The sequence below is a fragment of the Calothrix sp. FACHB-168 genome, assembly GCF_963889195.1.
Lineage (GTDB): Bacteria > Cyanobacteriota > Cyanobacteriia > Cyanobacteriales > Nostocaceae > Aulosira > Aulosira anomala_A.
On record NZ_CAWPNJ010000001.1, the window covers coordinates 473852 to 494837 of the forward strand.

General features: G+C 37.6%; 19 protein-coding genes. 15 read left to right on the top strand and 4 right to left on the bottom strand.

What is annotated here, in order from left to right:
• Window positions 1-9: 9 nt before the first annotated feature.
• The 4 genes from AACW45_RS01900 (at window position 10) to pgsA (ending at window position 3986) form a co-directional block, all read left to right on the top strand.
• A complete protein-coding gene (locus AACW45_RS01900; protein WP_190627081.1) occupies window positions 10-1791 on the top strand; it encodes a GldG family protein in 1782 nt (593 codons plus the stop codon).
• A gap of 1 nt (window position 1792) precedes the next feature.
• On the top strand, window positions 1793-2401 hold the full coding sequence (locus AACW45_RS01905) for a DUF4340 domain-containing protein (protein ID WP_190627082.1): 609 nt from the start codon (window positions 1793-1795) through the stop codon (window positions 2399-2401).
• Between the two features lie 107 nt (window positions 2402-2508).
• Window positions 2509-3363 (top strand): formyltetrahydrofolate deformylase, encoded by an 855-nt coding sequence (purU, locus tag AACW45_RS01910; RefSeq protein WP_190627500.1) that lies wholly within the window; start codon window positions 2509-2511, stop codon window positions 3361-3363.
• Window positions 3364-3470: 107 nt separating this feature from the next.
• Window positions 3471-3986, top strand: a complete 516-nt coding sequence (gene pgsA / locus AACW45_RS01915) for a CDP-diacylglycerol--glycerol-3-phosphate 3-phosphatidyltransferase (protein ID WP_190627084.1) — start codon at window positions 3471-3473, stop codon at window positions 3984-3986.
• A 65-nt stretch (window positions 3987-4051) separates the two neighbouring features.
• On the opposite strand, the gene AACW45_RS01920 is transcribed toward pgsA, so the two are convergent.
• Window positions 4052-5467: a sugar transferase gene (locus tag AACW45_RS01920; protein ID WP_190627086.1), complete on the bottom strand. Its 1416-nt coding sequence runs from the start codon at window positions 5465-5467 to the stop codon at window positions 4052-4054.
• A gap of 643 nt (window positions 5468-6110) precedes the next feature.
• Here AACW45_RS01920 and AACW45_RS01925 point away from each other — a divergent pair.
• The 11 genes from AACW45_RS01925 (at window position 6111) to AACW45_RS01975 (ending at window position 18663) form a co-directional block, all read left to right on the top strand.
• The gene (locus tag AACW45_RS01925; RefSeq protein ID WP_190627088.1) at window positions 6111-8309 is read left to right on the top strand and encodes a GumC family protein; all 2199 of its coding nucleotides are present in this window, start codon (window positions 6111-6113) and stop codon (window positions 8307-8309) included.
• 166 nt (window positions 8310-8475) lie between these two features.
• Entirely contained in the window at window positions 8476-9978 is a 1503-nt protein-coding gene (locus AACW45_RS01930; RefSeq protein WP_339385072.1) for an MATE family efflux transporter, read from the top strand.
• 46 nt (window positions 9979-10024) lie between these two features.
• Entirely contained in the window at window positions 10025-10750 is a 726-nt protein-coding gene (locus AACW45_RS01935) for a TylF/MycF/NovP-related O-methyltransferase (protein WP_190627092.1), read from the top strand.
• 32 nt (window positions 10751-10782) lie between these two features.
• Complete coding sequence (locus AACW45_RS01940; RefSeq protein WP_199330864.1) at window positions 10783-11481, top strand: acyltransferase; 699 nt, start codon at window positions 10783-10785, stop codon at window positions 11479-11481.
• Between the two features lie 44 nt (window positions 11482-11525).
• Window positions 11526-12491, top strand: coding sequence for a class I SAM-dependent methyltransferase (locus AACW45_RS01945; RefSeq protein WP_190627093.1), 966 nt, complete (start codon window positions 11526-11528; stop codon window positions 12489-12491).
• A gap of 1 nt (window position 12492) precedes the next feature.
• On the top strand, window positions 12493-13620 hold the full coding sequence (locus tag AACW45_RS01950; RefSeq protein ID WP_190627095.1) for an SDR family NAD(P)-dependent oxidoreductase: 1128 nt from the start codon (window positions 12493-12495) through the stop codon (window positions 13618-13620).
• Window positions 13613-14506 carry a glycosyltransferase family 2 protein gene (locus AACW45_RS01955; protein WP_190627096.1) on the top strand — a complete coding sequence of 298 codons (894 nt, stop codon included), beginning with the start codon at window positions 13613-13615 and terminating at the stop codon, window positions 14504-14506. The genes AACW45_RS01950 and AACW45_RS01955 overlap by 8 nt, the downstream gene beginning before the upstream one ends.
• A 198-nt stretch (window positions 14507-14704) precedes the next feature.
• The gene (locus tag AACW45_RS01960; RefSeq protein ID WP_190627099.1) at window positions 14705-15913 is read left to right on the top strand and encodes an O-antigen ligase family protein; all 1209 of its coding nucleotides are present in this window, start codon (window positions 14705-14707) and stop codon (window positions 15911-15913) included.
• A 117-nt stretch (window positions 15914-16030) separates the two neighbouring features.
• The gene (locus AACW45_RS01965) at window positions 16031-17122 is read left to right on the top strand and encodes a glycosyltransferase family 4 protein (RefSeq protein WP_190627100.1); all 1092 of its coding nucleotides are present in this window, start codon (window positions 16031-16033) and stop codon (window positions 17120-17122) included.
• 60 nt (window positions 17123-17182) lie between these two features.
• Window positions 17183-17752 carry a serine O-acetyltransferase gene (locus AACW45_RS01970; RefSeq protein WP_190627102.1) on the top strand — a complete coding sequence of 190 codons (570 nt, stop codon included), beginning with the start codon at window positions 17183-17185 and terminating at the stop codon, window positions 17750-17752.
• Window positions 17749-18663: a glycosyltransferase gene (locus AACW45_RS01975; protein ID WP_190627104.1), complete on the top strand. Its 915-nt coding sequence runs from the start codon at window positions 17749-17751 to the stop codon at window positions 18661-18663. Before AACW45_RS01970 ends, AACW45_RS01975 begins: the two co-directional genes overlap by 4 nt.
• Before the next feature lie 133 nt (window positions 18664-18796).
• Here the strand turns inward: AACW45_RS01975 and AACW45_RS01980 are convergent, their stop codons facing one another.
• From AACW45_RS01980 to rfbC, 3 genes are all read right to left on the bottom strand, one after another.
• Window positions 18797-19390 carry a YdcF family protein gene (locus AACW45_RS01980; RefSeq protein ID WP_190627106.1) on the bottom strand — a complete coding sequence of 198 codons (594 nt, stop codon included), beginning with the start codon at window positions 19388-19390 and terminating at the stop codon, window positions 18797-18799.
• Between the two features lie 63 nt (window positions 19391-19453).
• Window positions 19454-20350, bottom strand: coding sequence for a dTDP-4-dehydrorhamnose reductase (gene rfbD, locus AACW45_RS01985; protein ID WP_190627108.1), 897 nt, complete (start codon window positions 20348-20350; stop codon window positions 19454-19456).
• A complete protein-coding gene (gene rfbC, locus AACW45_RS01990) occupies window positions 20347-20892 on the bottom strand; it encodes a dTDP-4-dehydrorhamnose 3,5-epimerase (protein WP_190627110.1) in 546 nt (181 codons plus the stop codon). The genes rfbD and rfbC overlap by 4 nt, the downstream gene beginning before the upstream one ends.
• Window positions 20893-20986: the final 94 nt, after the last annotated feature.

The following is a 20986-nucleotide window of genomic DNA, read 5'->3' on the forward strand; positions in this document are numbered from 1 at the left end:
ACAAATCACATGAAAATCGTCGCTAAAAAGAAACTTTGGAAATATTTATTTTGGCTAGGCCCTTTTTTCTTGGTTGCGGGTTTAACTTCGGGATTAGTGTCATCAACATGGGGGACGATTTCCTTAGCATTTTTGATTACTGGATTAGTAATCATTGGCTTATGGGTGTTTATTCAAAGCCAAGAAAGTCAATGGTGGGGGAGACGTTCAACCCAAGCTGGTACTAATGCTTTAGTCGCCACAATGGCAGTATTAGTAATTTTGGGATTGATCAATTTTTTAGGTACTCGCTACCACTATCGCGCAGATTTTACAGAAACCCAATTATTTACCTTAGCGCCCCAATCGCGGGAATTAGTAAATAATCTTTCACAACCTGTAAAAGTTTGGATTTTTGATAAAAGCCAAAATCCCCAAGACAGAGATTTATTAGACAATTATCGACGACAAAATTCTAAATTTCAATTTGAATATGTCGATCCCGATGCGAGACCGGGATTAGCTACACAATTTGGTTATAAAGATAACGGGGAAATTTATTTAGAATATCAAGGTAAAAGACAGTTAGTCCAGGTAGTTTCTGATAGAGACAGACTCTCAGAAATCAGATTAACTAATCGCTTGCAACAAATTACTACCACTAACGCCGCTAAAGTTTATTTTCTTCAAGGTCATGGCGAACATCAACTAGCAGCCGCACAAGATTCTATTTCCCAAGCGGTTCAGGAATTAACTGATAAAAATTTCACAACAGCAGCTTTAAATTTAACCGAACAGCCGAAAGTTCCCGATGACGCAACGGCTGTAGTCGTCGCCGGGCCAAAACGCGGATTATTTGATAGTGAAGTCAAAGCTTTGCAAGATTACCTCAATCGCGGCGGTAATTTAATGCTCATGATTGACTTAGGTACAGAACCCAAACTGGATAACTTACTCAAAGATTGGGGTGTACGTGTAGATAATCGGTTAGCGGTGGATTTGTCAAAAAGAAATGCCGAAATTGGCCCTGCGGTTTCCATCGTTACCGACTACGGACAACATCCAATTACCAAAGATTTCGCCAATGGTATTTCTTTTTATCAGTTAGCAAGACCGATAGAAGTCACCCCAGTACCGGGAATTGAATCTACACCATTACTGCGAACTAAACCTTATCCTGACAGTTGGGCAGAAAGTGACCTGAAAAGTGAAAAATTAGAGTTTAACGCCGATAAAGATTTAAAAGGGCCGTTAACTTTAGGCGTAGCGTTGAAAAAGAAAATTTCCGCCCCATCTCCGACTCAAACCCAACCTAGTCCCACACCATCACCCTTACCATCGCCCACAACCCAAGGAAAAGCAACACCATCACCATCCCCATCCCCAATTGCAACAGGACAAGCAAAACCCACTCCGACAACTTCACCGACTGCATTACCATCACCAACCACCGCTAATCAAGCTAGTCCTAGTCCGACAATTTCACCCAGTCCCGCTAATTCTGCACCGCCAACCGACAAGCAACCAGAAACAACGGCGACGGAATCGAGATTAGTAGTATTTGGTAATTCGGAATTTGCCAAAGATGGCTTATTTCAACAGCAACTTAACGGTGATGTCTTCTTGAATTCAGTCACTTGGCTAAGTCAACAAGAAGATAAACAACCCTTATCCATTCGTCCCAAAGAAGCCAAAAACCGCCGCTTAAACATCAACGCCGTCCAAGCTAGTGTTTTAGCCTTATCATCGCTGCTACTTTTACCCCTGTTTGGTTTGGTAGGCGCTGCGGTGATGTGGTGGCGCAGGAGGTAGTATGAAATTTTCGCGAACGACTTTAATTTTGCTATTGCTGGCGCTGGGTTTGGGTACGTTTGTTTACTTTTATGAGATTCGCGGGGGAAGTCAGCGCGAAGAAGTGAAGGAGAAACAGCAGCAAATTTTCTCTTTCACTGCAGATGATGTGCAGTCGTTGACGGTGACAACCCAAAAGCTGAGTTTGTCTTTAGAACGCAACCCCCAAGGAAACCAGCCGAAGTGGTTGCTAAAATCGCCTGTGTCAGAACCAGCGAATGATGCTATTGTTTCTTACTTGATGGATTTGTTAGTTAAGGGAAAAAGCGATCGCATTTTCTCAATCCCACCCAGTCAAAAAGCTGAATTCGGTTTAGATCAACCCCAAGCTACAATTAACATCCAGCTAAAAAATCAACAAAACCAGCAATTATTGTTAGGAAAGCTTAACCCTAACGGTAGTTCCTTATACGTCCAAGCTAATCCAACAGTTAAACCCGATGGTAATATAGATGTGCTATTGGTATCTAAAGACTTTGAAAATGCCGTAAATCGCGAATTATCAGAATGGCAACAACCCAAAAATAATAGCGAACAACCAACCCCAACTCCAACTCCAACTAGTAAGTAAGGAAGATAGAGAAACAGGGACAAGGAAGACAATTGTACAGACGCGATTCATCGCGTCTCTGACCAATGCCCAATGCCCAATGCCCAATGCCCAATGCCCAATACCCAATGACTAATCCAACAGCCACATTGCTGATTTCTTGTCCCGATCAACAGGGATTGGTGGCGAAAATTGCTAATTTTATCTACTCGAATGGTGGCAATATTATCCATGCCGATCAGCATACAGATTTTGCGGCAGGATTGTTTCTCACCCGGATTGAATGGCAATTAGCAGGGTTTAATTTACCACGAGATTTAATCGGCCCGGCATTTAATGCCATAGCGCAACCTCTAGGCGCTCAGTGGGAACTACATTTTTCTGATACCATACCCCGAATTGCTATTTGGGTAAGTCGTCAAGACCATTGTTTATTTGATTTAATTTGGCGACACCGCGCCAAAGAATTTATCGCGGAAATACCTTTAATTATTAGTAATCATAATTCTTTAAAACCAATAGCCGAGCAATTTGGCATTAATTATCACTATATTTCCATCACCAAAGAAAACAAAGCCGAACAGGAAATTCAGCAATTAGAATTACTGCAACAATACAACATTGATTTAGTTGTATTGGCAAAATATATGCAAATTGTCAGCGAAGATTTTATTACTAAATTTCCGCAAATTATTAATATTCATCATTCTTTTTTACCTGCATTTATCGGCGCAAATCCCTATCACCGCGCTTTTGAAAGAGGCGTGAAAATTATCGGTGCTACCGCCCATTATGCAACTACAGATTTAGATGCCGGGCCAATTATCGAACAGGACGTAGTGCGAGTTAGCCACCGGGATACAGTAGAAGATTTAATTAGAAAAGGCAAAGATTTAGAAAGAATTGTACTAGCCAGAGCAGTGCGATCGCATTTACAAAATCGCGTATTAGTCTATGGCAATCGCACAGTAGTATTTGAATGATGGGCATGGGGCATGGGGCATTGGGCATTGGGCATTGATGATTTCTCCTCTGCTTCCTCTGCTTCCTCTGCCCCCTCTGCTTTCTCTGCTCCCTAACCTATTGGCTTATGACCCTACCTAACTGGATTACCTTTTCGCGCTTATTAGGAATACCATTTTTGCTTTATGGCTTATACAACCCTACACCCCAAGCAAAATGGATATGTTTAGCGATTTTTTTAGTAGCAGCATTAACTGATTGGTTAGACGGCTATTTAGCACGTAAACTCAACCAAATTAGCGATTTAGGTAAGTTTCTTGACCCTTTAGTCGATAAATTTCTCGTATTGGCACCGTTGATGGTGTTGATTGAATTAGGTAGAGTCCCCGCTTGGGGAGTGTTTCTGATTTTAGCGCGAGAATTAGCGATCGCAGGTTGGCGCGTCAATCAAACTCAAATTACCGGAGCGAATATTTGGGGTAAACTCAAAACCGTCAGTCAAATTATTGCGATCGCTCTTTTAATTGCACCCTTATCACCCGATTGGCAATTCCCAGCCTTGATAGCTTTTTGGGTTTCTGTAATTCTGACATTAATTTCTGGGGCAATTTATCTCTTACCAGCACCCGCATCAGCCGATTAGTCCCCAATTCTACATCACACAACGCCAATGCCCCATGCCCAATGCCCAATGCCCACTTACTATTTTTATCTACCTTTACCCAACAAAACCACGCGGATAGTTTTAAATGCGATCGCAATATCTAACCACAGAGAATAATTCTTAATATAGTAAAGGTCGTAAGCTAGCTTTTCCGAAGCATCCTCCACCGAAGCACCATAGGGATACAATACCTGGGCCCAGCCGGTGATACCTGGTTTAACTAAATAACGTAGTTCGTAGTAAGGAATCGATTCTTTGAGCTTGACATCAAACTCCGGTCTTTCTGGCCTGGGGCCTATCAGACTCATATCACCCCGAATCACATTAAAAATCTGTGGTAATTCATCAATGCGCAGCACTCGCAGCAAATACCCAACTCTAGTAATGCGCGGATCGCGTTGACTAGCCCATTGTGCCCCCAATTTCTCCGCATCCTTATACATTGAGCGGAATTTATAAACCCTAAATGGCTTACCATAAAGCCCAGTACGTACTTGGCTGTACAAAACAGAACCAGGACTATCCAACTTAATCGCCACCATTGCCAATAACATCAGTGGAAATAAAAGTATTAATAACAGCCCTGCCAATATCAAGTCTACCAAGCGTTTTAACTTCAAACTAATACCGCTAGAGACTAAGTTAAAACCACTACTGAAAGCCCACCAACTATCTTCTAGCAAACAAGAGGGCAGCTTATACCATAATGTTTCGCAAATATCCGGCAATCGATAAATAGGAATACCTTGCAGTCTTAATTGCATCAACTGCTCCACCTGGATCTCAGAAAAACTCATCTGAGTGGCTACAACCAAACCTGACCAAGGATACTGGTTCCAAACAGCTAAGTCTTTAATATTACCTCCATAACTTAAGTTAGATCCTGTTTTAGCTAATTCAGTAATATCTTTACTAGTTTCTGCTAAAACCACTAAGCGCCCTAGTGGGTTCTGCTCTAAGAACATTTGCGCAAATTTTATACCACTCTCACCAGCACCCAGCATTAACCACAAACTTTGTTCAGCGTGCGATCGCAACCACTTAACCGCCAATAACCTTGATATTACTGCCCAGATTGTAAATATTCCCAAGCTCACTAGCAAAATTCCTCGCCCTAAAAACGGGTACTGTCCCCAAGTCCCGGATAGGTAAATTAAAGCAGAGGTAATGCCAGCAATAATAGAATTACTAATCACAATGCGAGCTGGAGCACGTAACCCTGCTATTTGTGTATCTGGATGGTAAGTATCTGCTAAATAAAGCCCTGCCAAGACTAGTAGTATAAATCCGCAAACAACCGTATCAAATCCTACTGGTTGACCTATACGTAACCAGAATGTAATTTTTAAACAGATAAATAAGCCAAAAACATCTCCTACCAAAAGCAATACAGGCGTGAAGCGGGGTATTTTATGAAACTGAATGCTTCCCCTGTCACAATTAAATGGTACATTGAACATAAGTATTTTATACTACACTGAAATTTTCAGGTAAATAATCTGTCGGTAGTAAATTTTTGTGCCTTAAGATGCTTAACCCTCAAGTCCATAACCTTAAGCATGTATTTTAAATTACCAATTTTTGGCAGTAAAACAGGCAAATTCGATGAACTCAGTTTGATTGAAAAAAGATTTTAAGTGTTTATGCGATATTATTTTATTACTTGAGAACATAAAAAAATTAACACAGTAACAGTAATTTTTGTTATGGATACATTAATATAAGTTCTTGTTCACAAGTATTTACTAGTGAACACTTGTGTATATTTTTATTCTATGTATTATTTATCAATAACCTAGGTAGCAAAACTTAGATCAAAGGCTCAAATAATAAGTTAATCTTATAAATTATTTAAATTTTTATAAATATTTTGTGCTTTCTACCAATGATTTTTGTCAAAAGTAGTATTTTAGTGAAGAGCGAACAGAAAACTAGTATAAAATAGTCAGGACATTTTGGGAATCAGAACATTTCCGGAAAATGTCTGATAGAAAAGAACACTAGCCATTACCAGTGGATATTGTCGAAAAAATGACCTTGTGCATCAGCCTTTAGAGAAGTGACAGCCCAAATTATTATTTGTGGTGTTTCGGTACATTATTTATGCCTACTCAGCAAGACGACGGTGACCTGATTAATTTTCAACAATACTGGGCGATATTAAAAAGGCGCTGGACAATAACAGCAATTGTGGTTAGCTCTGTGTTTGGACTAACCGCATTAGTCACCTTCACGCAAAAACCAGTTTACGAATCACAAGCCAAGCTGTTGTTTAACAAACAGAGTGGAGCTTCATCCCTCACTGGCCTGTCTTCACAAGTAGGACAACTTAGTGGTTTAACCAACCTCAGTAACCCAGTGGATACAGAAGCTGAGGTTATTCGTTCCAACCCTATAGTCCAAAGAACCATTAACAGCCTTAATCTCAAAGACAAATTTGGTAAACCATTAACAATCGAACAATTTCTCAAACTGCTGAAGCTCAAAACAATTCGGGGAACAGATGTGATGCAAATTTCCTACCGCAGCACTAATCCCCAAGAAGCTGCAACTGTCATCAATTCGCTGATGCGTTATTACTTAGAAAGTAATGTTCGCACTAACCGCTCCGAAGCCAGAGCAGCACGGGAATTCTTAAGCAAGCAGTTACCTGAGATTGAACAAAGAGTTTTAAAAGCCGAAATTGCCCTGCGTCGCTTTAAAGAGCAAAACAGAGTAGTAGCTTTAGATGTAGAAGCAAAAGCTGGAGTGGAAGGACTCAAAGATTTAGAACAAGAAATTACCACTGCTCAAGGAGAATTAGCAGCTGCGAAAACACGCTCTACTGCTCTACAAAGTCAAATGGATTTAAATGTCCAGCAGGCAGTGGAACTAAGTACCTTAAGTCAATCTCCTGGAATACAAGAGGTACTTAAAGAATATCAGAAAGCGGACGATGAGTTAGCTGTAGCGCGGACGCGTTTGACAGACGATAACCCTACAATTGTTAATTTAGAGCAAAAACAAGCAGCTTTAAGAAGTCAGCTCGAAAGACGAGTAGGTCAAACTCTAGGTAGTTCTGAGTTTGTACCAGAACAAAACTTGCAGATAGGAGAACTCAAACAAAACCTAAGTGAAGATTTAGTCAAGTCAGAAGTAGAACGATTGGCATTGGAGAATCGAGTTGCACAATTGCGCAAAGCATACATCATCAACAAAAACCGTTTAGATATACTACCTAGATTAGAACAACAACAGCTACAGCTACAGAGGCAAATGCAAGTAGCAAAAGTTACGTATGAACAACTGGTGAAGCAATTTCAAGAAGTTGAGATGATTGAGAACCAGAATGTTGGTAATGCGAGGATAATTTCAGATGCCTTAGTTCCCGATAAATCAGTTTCTCCCATCATTCCTTTAAATCTAGCGCTAGGTGGTTTTTTAGGAATTTTGTTAGGTGTGGGCGCAGCATTAATCCTAGAATCTACAGATAATTCTCTCAAGACTATTGAAGAAGTCAAGCAATTACTAGACTATCCTTTACTAGGCACTATTCCTTTAGCAGAAAAACCTAAAAATAGTGATAGTGATGAAGCCGGTGCAGAATTGCCTGTATTAAATAATCCGTATGCTCCTGAATCTGTAGCTTTTGAAATGCTTCAAGCTAACATAGGTTTCAGCATTTCTGATAAAACTTTGAAAGTAATTGTAATTAGTAGCTCAATTCCTGGAGAGGGTAAATCTTTTGTCGCCGCAAACTTAGCTGTAGCAGCCGCACAAATCGGACGCAAAGTACTATTGGTGGATGCAGACATGCGTCGCCCTCGTCAGCACAAAATTTGGGAACAATCTAACCTGATAGGGCTGAGTAATATTTTAGTCAATCAGGCTGAGTTACCAACAACTACTAAAGAAGCACTGATGACTTTAGACTTAGTAACTGCTGGTACAATTCCACCCAATGCAGCTGTACTTCTAGAGTCAAAACGCATGGCTGCTTTAATTAAAGAGGCTAGTAATGAATATGACTTTGTGATTATTGACGCTCCACCTTTAACAGCAGTTGCTGATGCTCAAATACTGGGTAAATTAGTAGATGGAATTTTGCTAGTTGTACGTCCTGGTGTAGTTGAATCTGCGGCTGCTATTGCTACCAAGAACCTATTAGCACAGTCTGGACAACGAGTTTTGGGGATGGTCGTCAATGGTATTACCTCTGGTAGCAGCTATGGTGGCTACTATTCCAAAGGTTATTACCATCAAAATGGGCACTCCAAGAATGGCAAAGTTGATGTTCAAATGCCCAACATTCGGATTTCTTGATAGTGAAAAATGAAGCTTTTAGCTGATGTGACTTAAGAATGAATTTAAAGCTGTATTAAGTATGGTGATGTCATGAGTAAATAAATTAAATCAATCTTCTAGTTGGAATTTGCTTTTCAAGAAAAAATAAACAAAGCTATATCAAGTGTCAAGCAAGATTTCGTATTTGGTATTGCTGAAAAATGCTTTTGCGAATGTAATTCGTGGCAGTTTCAGCGCCTTAATGGCTTTTATTCTCCCGCCATTTTTAATACAATTACTCCCAACACACACTTTTAGTGTATGGATTATAATTCTTCAGCTAACAGCCTATGTAAGCTATTTTGATTTTGGTGTGCAAACTGCTGTTGGACGTTTTGTGGCTTATGCCAATGAATTGGGTGATTTCCAGCAACGCGATCGCATTGTTAACACCTCCCTCATTATTCTATTTGGCTCTGGGTTGTTGGCTATGTTGTTTTTGGCTTTATTAGCTTGGCAATTACCTCATATTTTTCCCAAAATACCAGGAGAGTTGCTCACCGATGCACAGATAGCCATTTTATTAATTGGTAGCTCTTTAGCGTTCGGTTTGCCATTCTCTGTATTTAATGGGATTTTTGTTGGTATACAAAGATATGAAATACCAGCCGCTATTACTGGATTTAGTAAATTAAGTACTACATTATTAATTATAATAATAGCAAAAATGAGCAATAATCTTGTGCTGATGAGTACTGCTATTGCTGGTGTAAATATAATATCTTATTTTTTCCAATTTCTAGCTTGCATAAAATTAAATCAAAATATTAAATTTAATCTTAAATTAATATCAATAAATACCAGTAAAGAGATTTTAAATTATTGCTTTAGTCTATCAATTTGGTCATTTACTATGATATTAGTAAGTGGAATAGACACCACAATTGTTGGCATTTTTGACTTTAAAGCAGTAGCCTATTTTGCAGTGGTAGCAACTCTGGTAAATCTGATTACAGGACTACAAAATGCCATCTTCAGCACACTTTTACCTATAGCTGCTGTGATGGATGCAAAAGCTGATGCTACGCAATTAGGCAAATTATTGGTGACAAGCACTCGCTATGGCATATTCTTATTACTAATAAGTGGAATGCCATTAATTTTAGGTGCAAAATTTTTCTTGACGTTATGGGTTGGTCAGGACTATGCAGAGCATGGGGCAGTTGTCTTACAGTTGCTGATTATCGCAAATATTATTCGTCTTTCTGCGACTCCTTATGTAACCCTACTCATAGGTACTGGTCAGCAGAACTTAGTGATTATTTCACCGATCCTTGAAGGATTATCAAATTTGATTAGTAGTTTAGTTCTAGGTTCACTTATAGGGTATGTAGGAGTAGCATTGGGAACTTTCGTTGGTGGAATAGTTGGGGTTGCTGGAAATATTCTTTATAATATGCGTCGGACACAACGTATTTTATTATCTCGAAAAAACTATTTATTAAATGGTTTATTACGACCTTTAGTATGTATTATTCCTCTACTGATAATGACTTATTTTGAAAGGGAGTATCAACTCTTATTAATCAACAGGATAGCATTATTATTGATAACTTTAATAGCGACAATAGCCAGTTTTTGGTTTGGCAGTTTATTAGCGGTAGAACGTCAAAAAATACTTAATTTAGTTATAAAATTTCGCCAATAATTAACATAATTTCAACAGGTTAAGTGAGAACTAACAGAAGTAACTTATGCTGAACAATCTCAAAAAAATTGCGTCTAACTATTTTGTTTTTACGAAAAATGCTACCTATAAAGATGATGGTATTATTACGTTTCATAATGCAGACTTTTTCAAATATTTGCTATTTCAAGAATCTTACCGTTTAGGTAAAGAAACTGGCTCTTGGGGCGGCTATGATCTAGAATGGCGGGTTTACATTGCCTGCTGGGCAGATCTAAAGGGCAGCCACTTATCAGGTGACTTAGTAGAGTGTGGAGTAAATCGCGGAGGATTATCACGGGCTGTAATTAATTACATTAAATTCGAGCGCTTCAATGATAAAAAATTTTATCTTTTAGATACATATTCAGGTTTCCCACAAGAAAAGAGAACTGTGGCAGCCAGAGCCAACCTATATGATTACGATGATGATTATTATTCAGAAGTATGCAATACCTTTAAAAACTTCTCTAATGTAGTGATTGTCAAAGGTGAGATACCCTATACTTTACAAGAGGTAAAATCTGAGAGTATTTGTTATCTATCAATTGATATGAATTGTTATCAACCAGAAATAGCTGCGGCGGAATATTTCTGGGACAAACTCGTCAGTGGAGCAGTCATCATCTTAGATGACTATGGTTACAGCGATGACTATATACTTCAAAAAAATGCTTTTGATGAATTCGCCCAGAGAAAAGGAGTACAAGTATTATCCTTACCAACTGGACAGGGTTTAATCTTTAAACCTTGAGAATACTTGAGAATTAAGTTCATCTCTATTATATGTGGCAAAAAGCAATACTATATCTCTTGTTAAAGCAATGCAATAATCATCAAATTTTATTACTTATGATATTTCGGAAATTAAAAAAACTTTTGAATGCTTCTTTGCTCGATAAAATTAATTTTTTATCTGATGTGTATGATATGCTAAAAACTGCAACGCTCTACCGTATCTTATTTAAATCAGTAGGAAAATATAGTATTATTAAACGACCACTACTGATTAGTAATCCCCATTTCATCTCTATTGGAAATAAGGTATTTATTAGAAACGGTGTCAGATTAGAAGTAGTGATTCATAACCAACAAAAAAATCCTGAGCTTTCAATTGATGATAATACTAATATTGAACAAAATGTTCATATTGTCTGTCACAGTAAAATCAAAATAGGTGCAAATGTATCTATTACTGGTAATTGCTGTATTGTCGATGTAACTCATCCCTATGAAGATGTAAATGACAGGAGAAAAATTGGTTATAGAATATTAAATGAAGATTCATTTGTGGAGATTGGAGATGGTTCATTTATTGGGTATGGCAGTACCATTTTGCCTAATGTAAAAATCGGTAAATATGTAGTAGTGGGAGCCAATTCAGTTGTAATTCATGATATTCCTGATTATTCTGTAGTGGCAGGTATGCCTGCAAAAGTTATTAAACAGTATAATCATGAGCAAGGTAAATGGATTAATGTTTAAATGTTTATTTGTAATTGTTTTACATAATATTAACGATTAATTTTATGCAAGAAAATACAACTAATTTCACAGAATTAAGTTCTAACATAGCCTTAAAAAAAGTTAATAATTGTCCTCTTTGCGGAACATCACACTATGACAAAATATACGTGACTAGGGATAGACACTATAATATTCAAGGTTCATTTACAATTGTTCGATGCAGAGAATGTTCATTAGTCTTTATTGATCCTATGCCGACTGAAGAAGGATTGGTAAAACTTTATCCAGATGATTACTACTCCTATCAAGATTTTTTCGCTGAAAAAAAATCTTTTTTAAAGGATTTAATCAAAAAAATCCTGTTGTTTAATTTAGGTACTAAAGATCCAACATTTTCTGCTCCTGGTAAAATTCTAGATATTGGCTGCGGTAGCGGCAATTTTTTGTATTCAATTAGAGAAAAGGGATGGGATACGTATGGAGTAGAAGTTAGTTTAGCAGGAGCAAAGCTAGGTAGAGAAGCTGCTGGGTTGAAAATATTCAATGGAACTTTATTAGAAGCTAACTTTTCTAATAATTATTTTGATTATATTAGATCCAATCACTCATTCGAGCATCTTGTTAACCCTAACGAAGTTTTACAGGAAATATATCGAATTCTAAAACCTGATGGTAAACTGATGATTGGTGTACCCAATATTGATAGTTTAAACGCAAAAATTTTCAAGAAATATTGGTGGTATTTAGGTGCACCTATACATCCTTGTAATTATTCAGTCAAAACTTTATTAGCAATGCTGAAAAAGCATAATTTTGTGATTGATAAAGTTAATTACAATTCCGATTACAGTGGCATACTTGGTAGTATACAAATATTTTTTAATCGTAATTCTGCCAGATTATCCAGTGAAGGTATATTTATTAAAAATTACGTTTTAGTAGTTTTATTTTATTGGATAGCGAAAATATTAGATCTGTTTCGAGTTGGTGATGCCATCGAAATCACTTGTCACAAAAAGGAATTTTAATATGAGAGTGCTGATTACAGGAGGAGCGGGATTTATTGGTACGCATCTAACGAGACGACTTATTAAAGAGAGTTGTGAAGTTACTATTTTAGATAACTTTAACCCACAGATCCACGGCAAGAAACAAACAATACCGGAAGAACTGCAACAACAAGTCAAGCTAATAGTTGGAGATGTGCGCGATAAAGCGGTTTTTCATAATGCACTCGATAACCAAGATGTGGTAGTGCATCTAGCAGCAGAAACTGGAACAGGTCAATCGATGTATGAAGTTGAGCGCTACGAAGATGTGAATATTAAAGGCACTTCTATATTGATTGATTACCTAGTAAATAATCAAGCTAGTCAGGTTAAGAAAGTAGTGATTGCTTCTTCAAGAGCTATATATGGTGAGGGTAAATATCACTGTCAAAAATGTGGTACGGTTTATCCCTCTATGCGTCTTAGAAAAGATATGGAAGCTGGTATATTTGAGCCGTTTTGTCCGATGTGTGGTGCAACCATCCAGTCTCTACCTACAGATGAGATATCTGCTATTCATCCTTCATCATTCTATGGGTTAACAAAGCAAGTTCAGGAGCAAATGGTTCTGATGTTTGCTAAAACCCTCGGCATTTCTGCATTTGCCCTACGCTATCAAAATGTCTATGGTTCCGGTCAATCATTAAATAATCCGTATACTGGTATTTTAGCAATATTTTCTAATCAAGCCCGTAACAATCAGCCAATTTATATTTTTGAAGATGGCAATGAGAGCCGCGATTTTGTTTACATTGATGATGTTGTTGAAGCTACTTATCGCTGTATTCGCCCCGAGGTCACAGGGATAGAATATTTGAATGTTGGTAGCGGTCAAAAGACGACAGTCACTGAAGTGGTGCAAGAGATAGTTGAATTTTTTAATAGTAGTTCGCCGATATCAATTAATGGCGCATTCCGTGAAGGCGATATTCGCCACAATATAGCAGATTTAACAAAAATAAAGCGATTACTGAATTTCGAGCCTCAATGGAAATTTCGTGAAGGGGTTCGGGAGTTTTTATCTTGGGCTGCATCTCAACAAGCCAGTACAAATAAGTACGAACAATCACTCCAAGAAATGCGCGTAAGGGGGTTAATGCATGGTTAGTAATGTCAAAGTTGGAGTTGTGACTGTTACCTACAATAGTAGTGATGTAATTGATGAGTTTATGGACTCGATGCTTAAGCAAACTCATAAAGATTACATACTTTACATCATAGATAATGCTTCGGCTGATGCTACTTTAAGTAAGTTGTCTCATTATGATGACTCACGGATTGTTGTGGTTCCTAATCGAGAGAATTTAGGAGTAGCCGAAGGCAATAATCAGGGAATTAAGGCTTCACTAAAACATAGTTGTGAGCATGTTTTATTAATTAATAATGACACTGTTTTTGAGCCAGAACTGATTGAGAAATTGATTGCAGGTTTAACTGAATATGACTGTCAAATGGTTGTTCCTAAGATGATGTACCATGAAGCTCCTCAATTAATCTGGTGCGCAGGTGGATATTTTATACCTTACAAAGCTTACGCAGGAGACCATTATGGAATAAATCAAAGAGACTTAGGGCAGTACAATCAAGCTAAGCAAATTACCTATTCTCCTACATGCTGTATTCTGATCAATAAACAAGTTTTCAATTTAATTGGCTATATGGATGAAAAATATTTTGTTTATTATGATGATACAGACTTTTGCTTGAGAGCAATGAAAGCAGGATTGAAGCTTTTTTATTTACCATGTGCTGTTTTATTTCATAAAGTTAGTAGTCTAACTGGTGGTGTAGAGTCACCATTTACAATTAGATATATGCATAGAAACAGAGTCTATTATATCAGGAAGCACATCAATTGGTTAATACAGCCATTTTGGCTGATTTTGCTTCAATTATGGTTCTTGTTACAATTAATTATTAAAAAAGATAACTTCAAAACCTTTCAATTAAAACAGAAAGCATTTTATGAAGGGCTGAGTTTATCATTACAATGATAGTTGTTTTTAGCAGAATTAAAAATGTTAATTTTTTTGCTGTTAGTTTTGCTGTTAAGTAAAATTTACTAATTTATTAAAACCTATCTTAAAGTAAAAATGAGCGTCCTTGTACTACGAGTTTTATTCTTTATGGGTATAAGTCTATGGATACCTGGCATCTCATTATTTAATATCAATGATTCTTGGGGCTTCCAAGTGCCCACAGCTTTATCATTGTTACTTTTAGGCTTAATGTTAATTAACATGAGCAATCGCCTGAGGACAAAAAATAGAATAACACCTGCTACTAAGAATAAATTGTTGATTATCCACGCTTTTTTTTTAGTAAATACGCTTACTAGCACTATATTTTCTTCGGTGGGGGTTGAGAGATCAATTCAGACAACATTAGCAGAAATAATCGGTTTATTATTTTCTTTAGTTTTGTCTTGGTGGTTAAGTAGATTTAATTTATATGTTACTTATTTTTTTAAAGGTTTTCGTATAGCTGGTTTGATTTTTGCTATCTATGCTGTTTATCAACTCATTGCTTTAAGTACTGAATTACCATTTTCATATTTGCCTATGAACAATGCCAGCTTTAGCTTATTAGATGTTGAGGCGGCGGCATATCATGTGCGAGCCTTAGGATTAACGCCTGAACCATCTATTCTTGCTTCTTTATTAATAATTCCAATAGGGATGGTTACGGTTGATATAGTATTATGGCCGAGTTTCAAACAATATATATATATCATTGTATTATTACTAGGATTTTTATCTACTTCCTCCCAATCTATAATCATACTACCTATATATATTTTGTTAATTGTACAACTTACTCGTTCATGTATATCTCATCCGCGTAATTTTCAAACAATTGATTTAATTGGTTTATTGATTCTAGCTTTAGGTGGGATATTGCTAGTTTTGAGTAATCCATCTATATTGATAAGTTTAGCTCGTCTAACTACTGAAAATACTAATCAAGTGCAATCAGCTAATGCTCGATTTAATGATTTCCTGGTTGCACTAGAAATGTTTTACCAAAATCCCCTCTTTGGTGCTGGCTTAGGTTCTTATACTGATTTAGCTTTGCAGGTAAAAGATAGTCTCGGTCTAGAAGGAGAGGCTGGTGCATCAAGTAGTTTTTTTCGGATGATTGCAGAACAAGGCTTGTTTGGGCTAATATTTTGTGCTATCAGTTTTAAAATATTGTTTCCTCCGCGATTACCTCGGTTGGCTAAAAAGGAATTTTCTGCACTAATAGGCTACCATCTTTGTACAATTGTCGGCATTTTATTATCAATTATCTTTTTTGTCGGCTATCGTAACCTTTATCATCTATGGCTATTAATACCATTGGGGTTAAGTCTAAGTGCCCGAATAATAGAAGCGAAGAAAGAATCTGAATATGAAAGCTAATTAATTATACAGTGACGAAACTATTCAACTTTACTAATGTTTAATATCTCGGTATGATAACGATAAATTTAAAAATCATCCTATGCCGAACAAAATTTATCTAAAAATTTAACTTATATGAAGATTTTAGCAGTAGCCTTCTGTCCACCTATTGGTGCTATTGTTGATAGTTTTGTACAACTTGTTGTCGATCTTTCATTACAGGCAGAAGTTTCGGTCTTATGCCCTCAAAATGTAGTTTTAATAGGAGGAAATTTCCAGAAAGTTTATCAAATTGATTATAGTAGCGATCGTCCTTTTGCTTTCCTATCTACCAGGACTTGGCTGATACTACAAGAAATACTCAAGGCGAAGTTTGATGTAGTATTTTTCTTTTCTCAGCATATTCTCAATGTTCCTGTTGCCTTGATTGGCAAACATTGCTCCCAAGTGATGTGGTGGCATGAACCCATTAAGCGCGGACGAACTACATTTCTCAAATATCTGCTGTATATTCCTCATGATTATATTCTTACGCATCAAGCCCGAAAGATTATTGTAGCTTGTGAGGCCATGCGATCTTTAGTGCCTCACCATTTAGCAGACAAATTATCCACAGTATCACTGCCGCTTTTAGGCGAATCTGCTCACGAAGAATTACCAACACAAATTGTTGCTGGCAGTGATTTACTCTTCTTCGGCAATATTGAAGCCTATAAAGGATTAGATGTGTTAGCTGCTGCTTTAAAGCAATTGTATACACAAGGTAAGTTTTTCACTTTAACAGTAATTGGACGAGGTAATATCGATCAACATTGTCCTTTACTGCGAGAGTTAGCAATAGCTTATCCACAACAGATTAAGATTAAAAATAATTACGAACCATACAGTAGCATTATTGCAGCAATAAAAGCTTGTAAAGTAGTAGTTCTTCCTTATCTGACTGCCACGGGCACTAACACCATCCAACTTACGTATCACTATAGTAAACCGGCGATTGCTACTGCAACTGGTTGCTTTCAAAACTATATTGTTGATGGAGAAACTGGTTTGTTAGTGCCTCCTGGCGATGCCTTGGCTTTGGCGCAAGCAATTATGAAAATGCTGGCGGTACCTGACACTGCCCAATATATGGGTAAACAAGCATATAAATATTTTGGTGAACATTTTCAACTGTCACTGATTACGAGCCAATTGCTAGAGGTGTTCAGACAGGCTATTCAGGAATGACCAATATTATTTAGATAATTGCAATGTTAAGTGATTTAACAGTTGTGGAGTAAAGACGTTTTGAACTTAAAACAGACCTTACTTGCTGATTTGAAACAACACTATTACTACAATGATGGCACTCCAGAACGACAGCCTTCTGTTTGGGGTGTCTTGAAAAAAGTAGTTCATCTTAAATTCACTCCTGTACTGTTATATCGTCTTGCCAGCTACTTCTACCAAAAAGGGTTTGTACCTATAGCAAAAATACTTTCAATGTTAAACTTCATTGTGTTTGGGATTGAAATTGGCTTACGCTGCGATATTGGTGAAGGTTTATACTTGCCCCATACTTTTGGTACTGTTATTGGTGCAAGTGCTATCGGTCGTAATGCAGTGATTTTTCAGGGCGTCACCTTGGGAGCTAAAACAATTGATATTGGCTACCATGAAGACCAACGCCCATCAATAGGAGATAGTGTTGTAATTGGTTCTGGTGCAAAAGTCCTCGGAGGAATTATTGTTGGCAACAATGTAACTATTGGTGCTAATGCTGTGGTCACAAAATCTCTACCAGACAATGTTGTCGCTGTAGGTGTACCTGCTCAAATCATTTGTAATTCCAAGCAAGAAAAGGAGATTAGCTCATGAGTTCAGTAGATTTATCAATTATTGTTGCTAGCTATTCTACTGAGAATCTCACGCGGGGTTGTCTCAAGTCTATCTATGAAAATACCCACGGCATTAGTTTTGAAGTAATTGTGGTGGATGATTGTTCTAAAGATAACAGCCCTAACATGGTAGAGCGGGAATTCCCGCAAGCCAGACTTATTTGCAATCCGGTTAATATGCGCTATGCCAAAACCAATAATATTGGTCTGAAGGCAGCAAAAGGTCGGTATGGACTACTACTTAATAGCGATGTAGAACTGCGTGGTGATGCTTTCACCGCTCTAGTAAAGTTTATGGATACTCATCAGGATGTAGCAGCAGCAGGCCCAAAGTTGATCAACCCGGATGGCTCTATTCAACATTGTATTCGCAGTTTTGCTGGTTTGATGCCGATGCTTGCTCAATCAGTGAATATGCATCAGTGGTGGCCAAATAATCCTTTTACAGATCTTTATTACAACACAAAATTCGATTATGAAAAATCCCAACAAGTCCAAAGTATCGGTACTACTGCTTTTATTATTCGTCGTAGCACATGGGAAACATACGGGATGTTAGATGAGAGATTTACTCTGTCTATGGTCGATTTGGCTTACTGCCGGATGCTTGGACAAGGCAATCAAAAAATTTATTATGTAGCTGATGCTGTAGTTATGCACTACGGTAGCGCCAGTATTAACCAAAGTAGTTTAAAAGAAATACGATTAACCCATGCCGCTTTGCGCCAATTTTATGATATTTACTATGCTCCCAACCATAATCCTTTCGTGCAAGTTTTGGCAATAATCGGAATTTGGCTGAGAAAACAATTCAAGATTTTAGAGTATTACCTATCCACCGATAAAAGAGTCATCAAAGGACCGGGTGCTCCACCAAAAGCGGCTACATAATTTTGTAAATTTTTTGGCGGTTGATTGTTACACTCATAAATCTTATTACTCATATGGAATTGAATACATTATTGAGTTACGAATTGAGCCTGGATACTGCTTCATGGCTTTCTAATTTTTGACAGATTCTCACCTATGAAAAATAATTTGATGCTTTGATATTAGGATTAAGCCTGGCTCCTGTTCTTCCACTCAAAATCCACAAAATCGAACGCCCACAATCTCGAAATATTCGCATTAAGGTTTCTGATTGGTCTGTTACTGAAGGTACTGAAACAGGGGTGACTACAATTCCCTGGCTACCCAAAACAAAGGTGGCGATCGCCTTTGCTCTTCTCATGTGATAATTCGATGTAATCAGATAAATATGCTGTAATTTTTGGCGAACAAAATCTGCTGCTAAGGTTGTAAAATTAGTCACCGTATCTGTGGCGCGACCATCCAACCGCAACCGTTGATTTGGAACACCAAACTGTTGAAAAATTTGACGATCATAATCCAGATTCGCTCTCAAGTCTGAAACCCAAATATTTAAATTAGGCTGAGATTGCCAAAACTGTGCTGCAAACTCCATCCGCTGCGGATCGCTACCTAAGACAAAAATTGCTTGGGGAATTGGGGATTGATATGAAGCGATCGCAATTTTCGCCGGAATCACACTAATCCAGATGGCTAAAACTCCGCCCATAAATCTCAGCAGGTAGCCTTTAAAATACTTGCTTCTCATAAATAATTTAAAGAGATCGCCTATTCTGCTATGATTTTAGACTTATTTTTTTATAAATAATTATTAACGACCTAGTAACAACGCTAAACACTTTTCCCAATCAGGTAAAATTAACCCAAAGCTTTGCGATAATTTTTGGCTGTCTAGTAAGGAATAAGCTGGTCTACTGGCTGGTGTAGGGTATTCTTTAGTGGTAATGGGAGTTAATTTTTGCAATTTGCGATCGCTCTTTTTTTCATCAAGTTCAAAAATGGCTTTGGCGAATCCATACCAGCTTGTCTCACCGCTAGCTGTTAAATGATATATTCCACCCCGATTTGCGAAAAAATCAGAGATATTCCCTGGTGCTTGCCCTATAATTTGCGCTGTAGCTTCAGCAATCATCCGATTCCAAGTCGGTGCGCCAATTTGATCGTCAACTACTTTAATTTCTTCTCGTTCTTGCGCTAGCCTGAGCATAGTTAATAAAAAGTTTTTACCCCGCAGACTGTAAACCCAACTGGTGCGTAAAATTAAATAAGGTACACCCACAGATGCGATCGCTTGTTCCCCAGCAAGTTTAGTTTTACCGTAAATATTTTGGGGGTTAGGTTCGTCTAGCTCGGTGTATGCAGTATTTTTCTTACCATCAAATACATAATCTGTAGAATAATGTATCATGGCTGCGCCTATTTCTTTAGCTGCTTCGGCGATCGCACCTGGCGCAATTGCGTTAATCGTCATTGCTAATTCTGGTTCGGTTTCGGCTTTATCTACTGCTGTGTAAGCCGCAGGGTTGATAATTAAGTCTGGTTTGATTTCTTTAATTATGCGGCGAATAGTATCTATTTGCGCTAAATCCATTCGTAAATTTGGATTATTAATATTACGACCTACAGCTATAACTTCACCGATAGTCATCAGGGTACGTTGTAATTCCCAGCCTACTTGTCCGGTGACACCTGTTAAGAGAATTTTCATACATACACCTCTGCGTCTTGCAATCTTGTCCCCACTTTATCTTTAGCTGATAATATTGGTTCTGATTGTATTGGCCAGGCGATCGCTAAATCTGGATCGTTCCATAAAAGAGTGCGTTCGTGTTGGGGTGCATAATAATTTGTAGTTTTATATAAAAATTCTGCATATTCAGACAACACTAAAAAACCATGTGCAAAACCTACTGGTATCCACAATTGTTTTTTATTCTCTGCACTTAAATTTGTGCCCACCCATTGACCAAAAGTTGGCGAACTTTTACGTAAATCTACAGCGACATCAAACACTTCTCCGACTACCACCCGCACGAGTTTTCCTTGAGGTTGTTGGATTTGATAGTGCAAACCACGCAAGATATTTTTAGCAGAACGCGAATGATTATCTTGGACAAAATGCTCGATAATACCTGTCTTTTCTCGCCAAGTTTTTTCGTTATAACTTTCGTAAAAGTAACCGCGTTCATCGCCAAATACTTGAGGTTCAATTACTAATAAATCAGGAATTTCTGTTGATATAACTCGCATTGAATACCTTATATTGACAAAAGCAAATTGATTTTATTATATTTAACGCGCTTATTATATCATTAAATATAGTCCATGATTGAGATTTTTACTA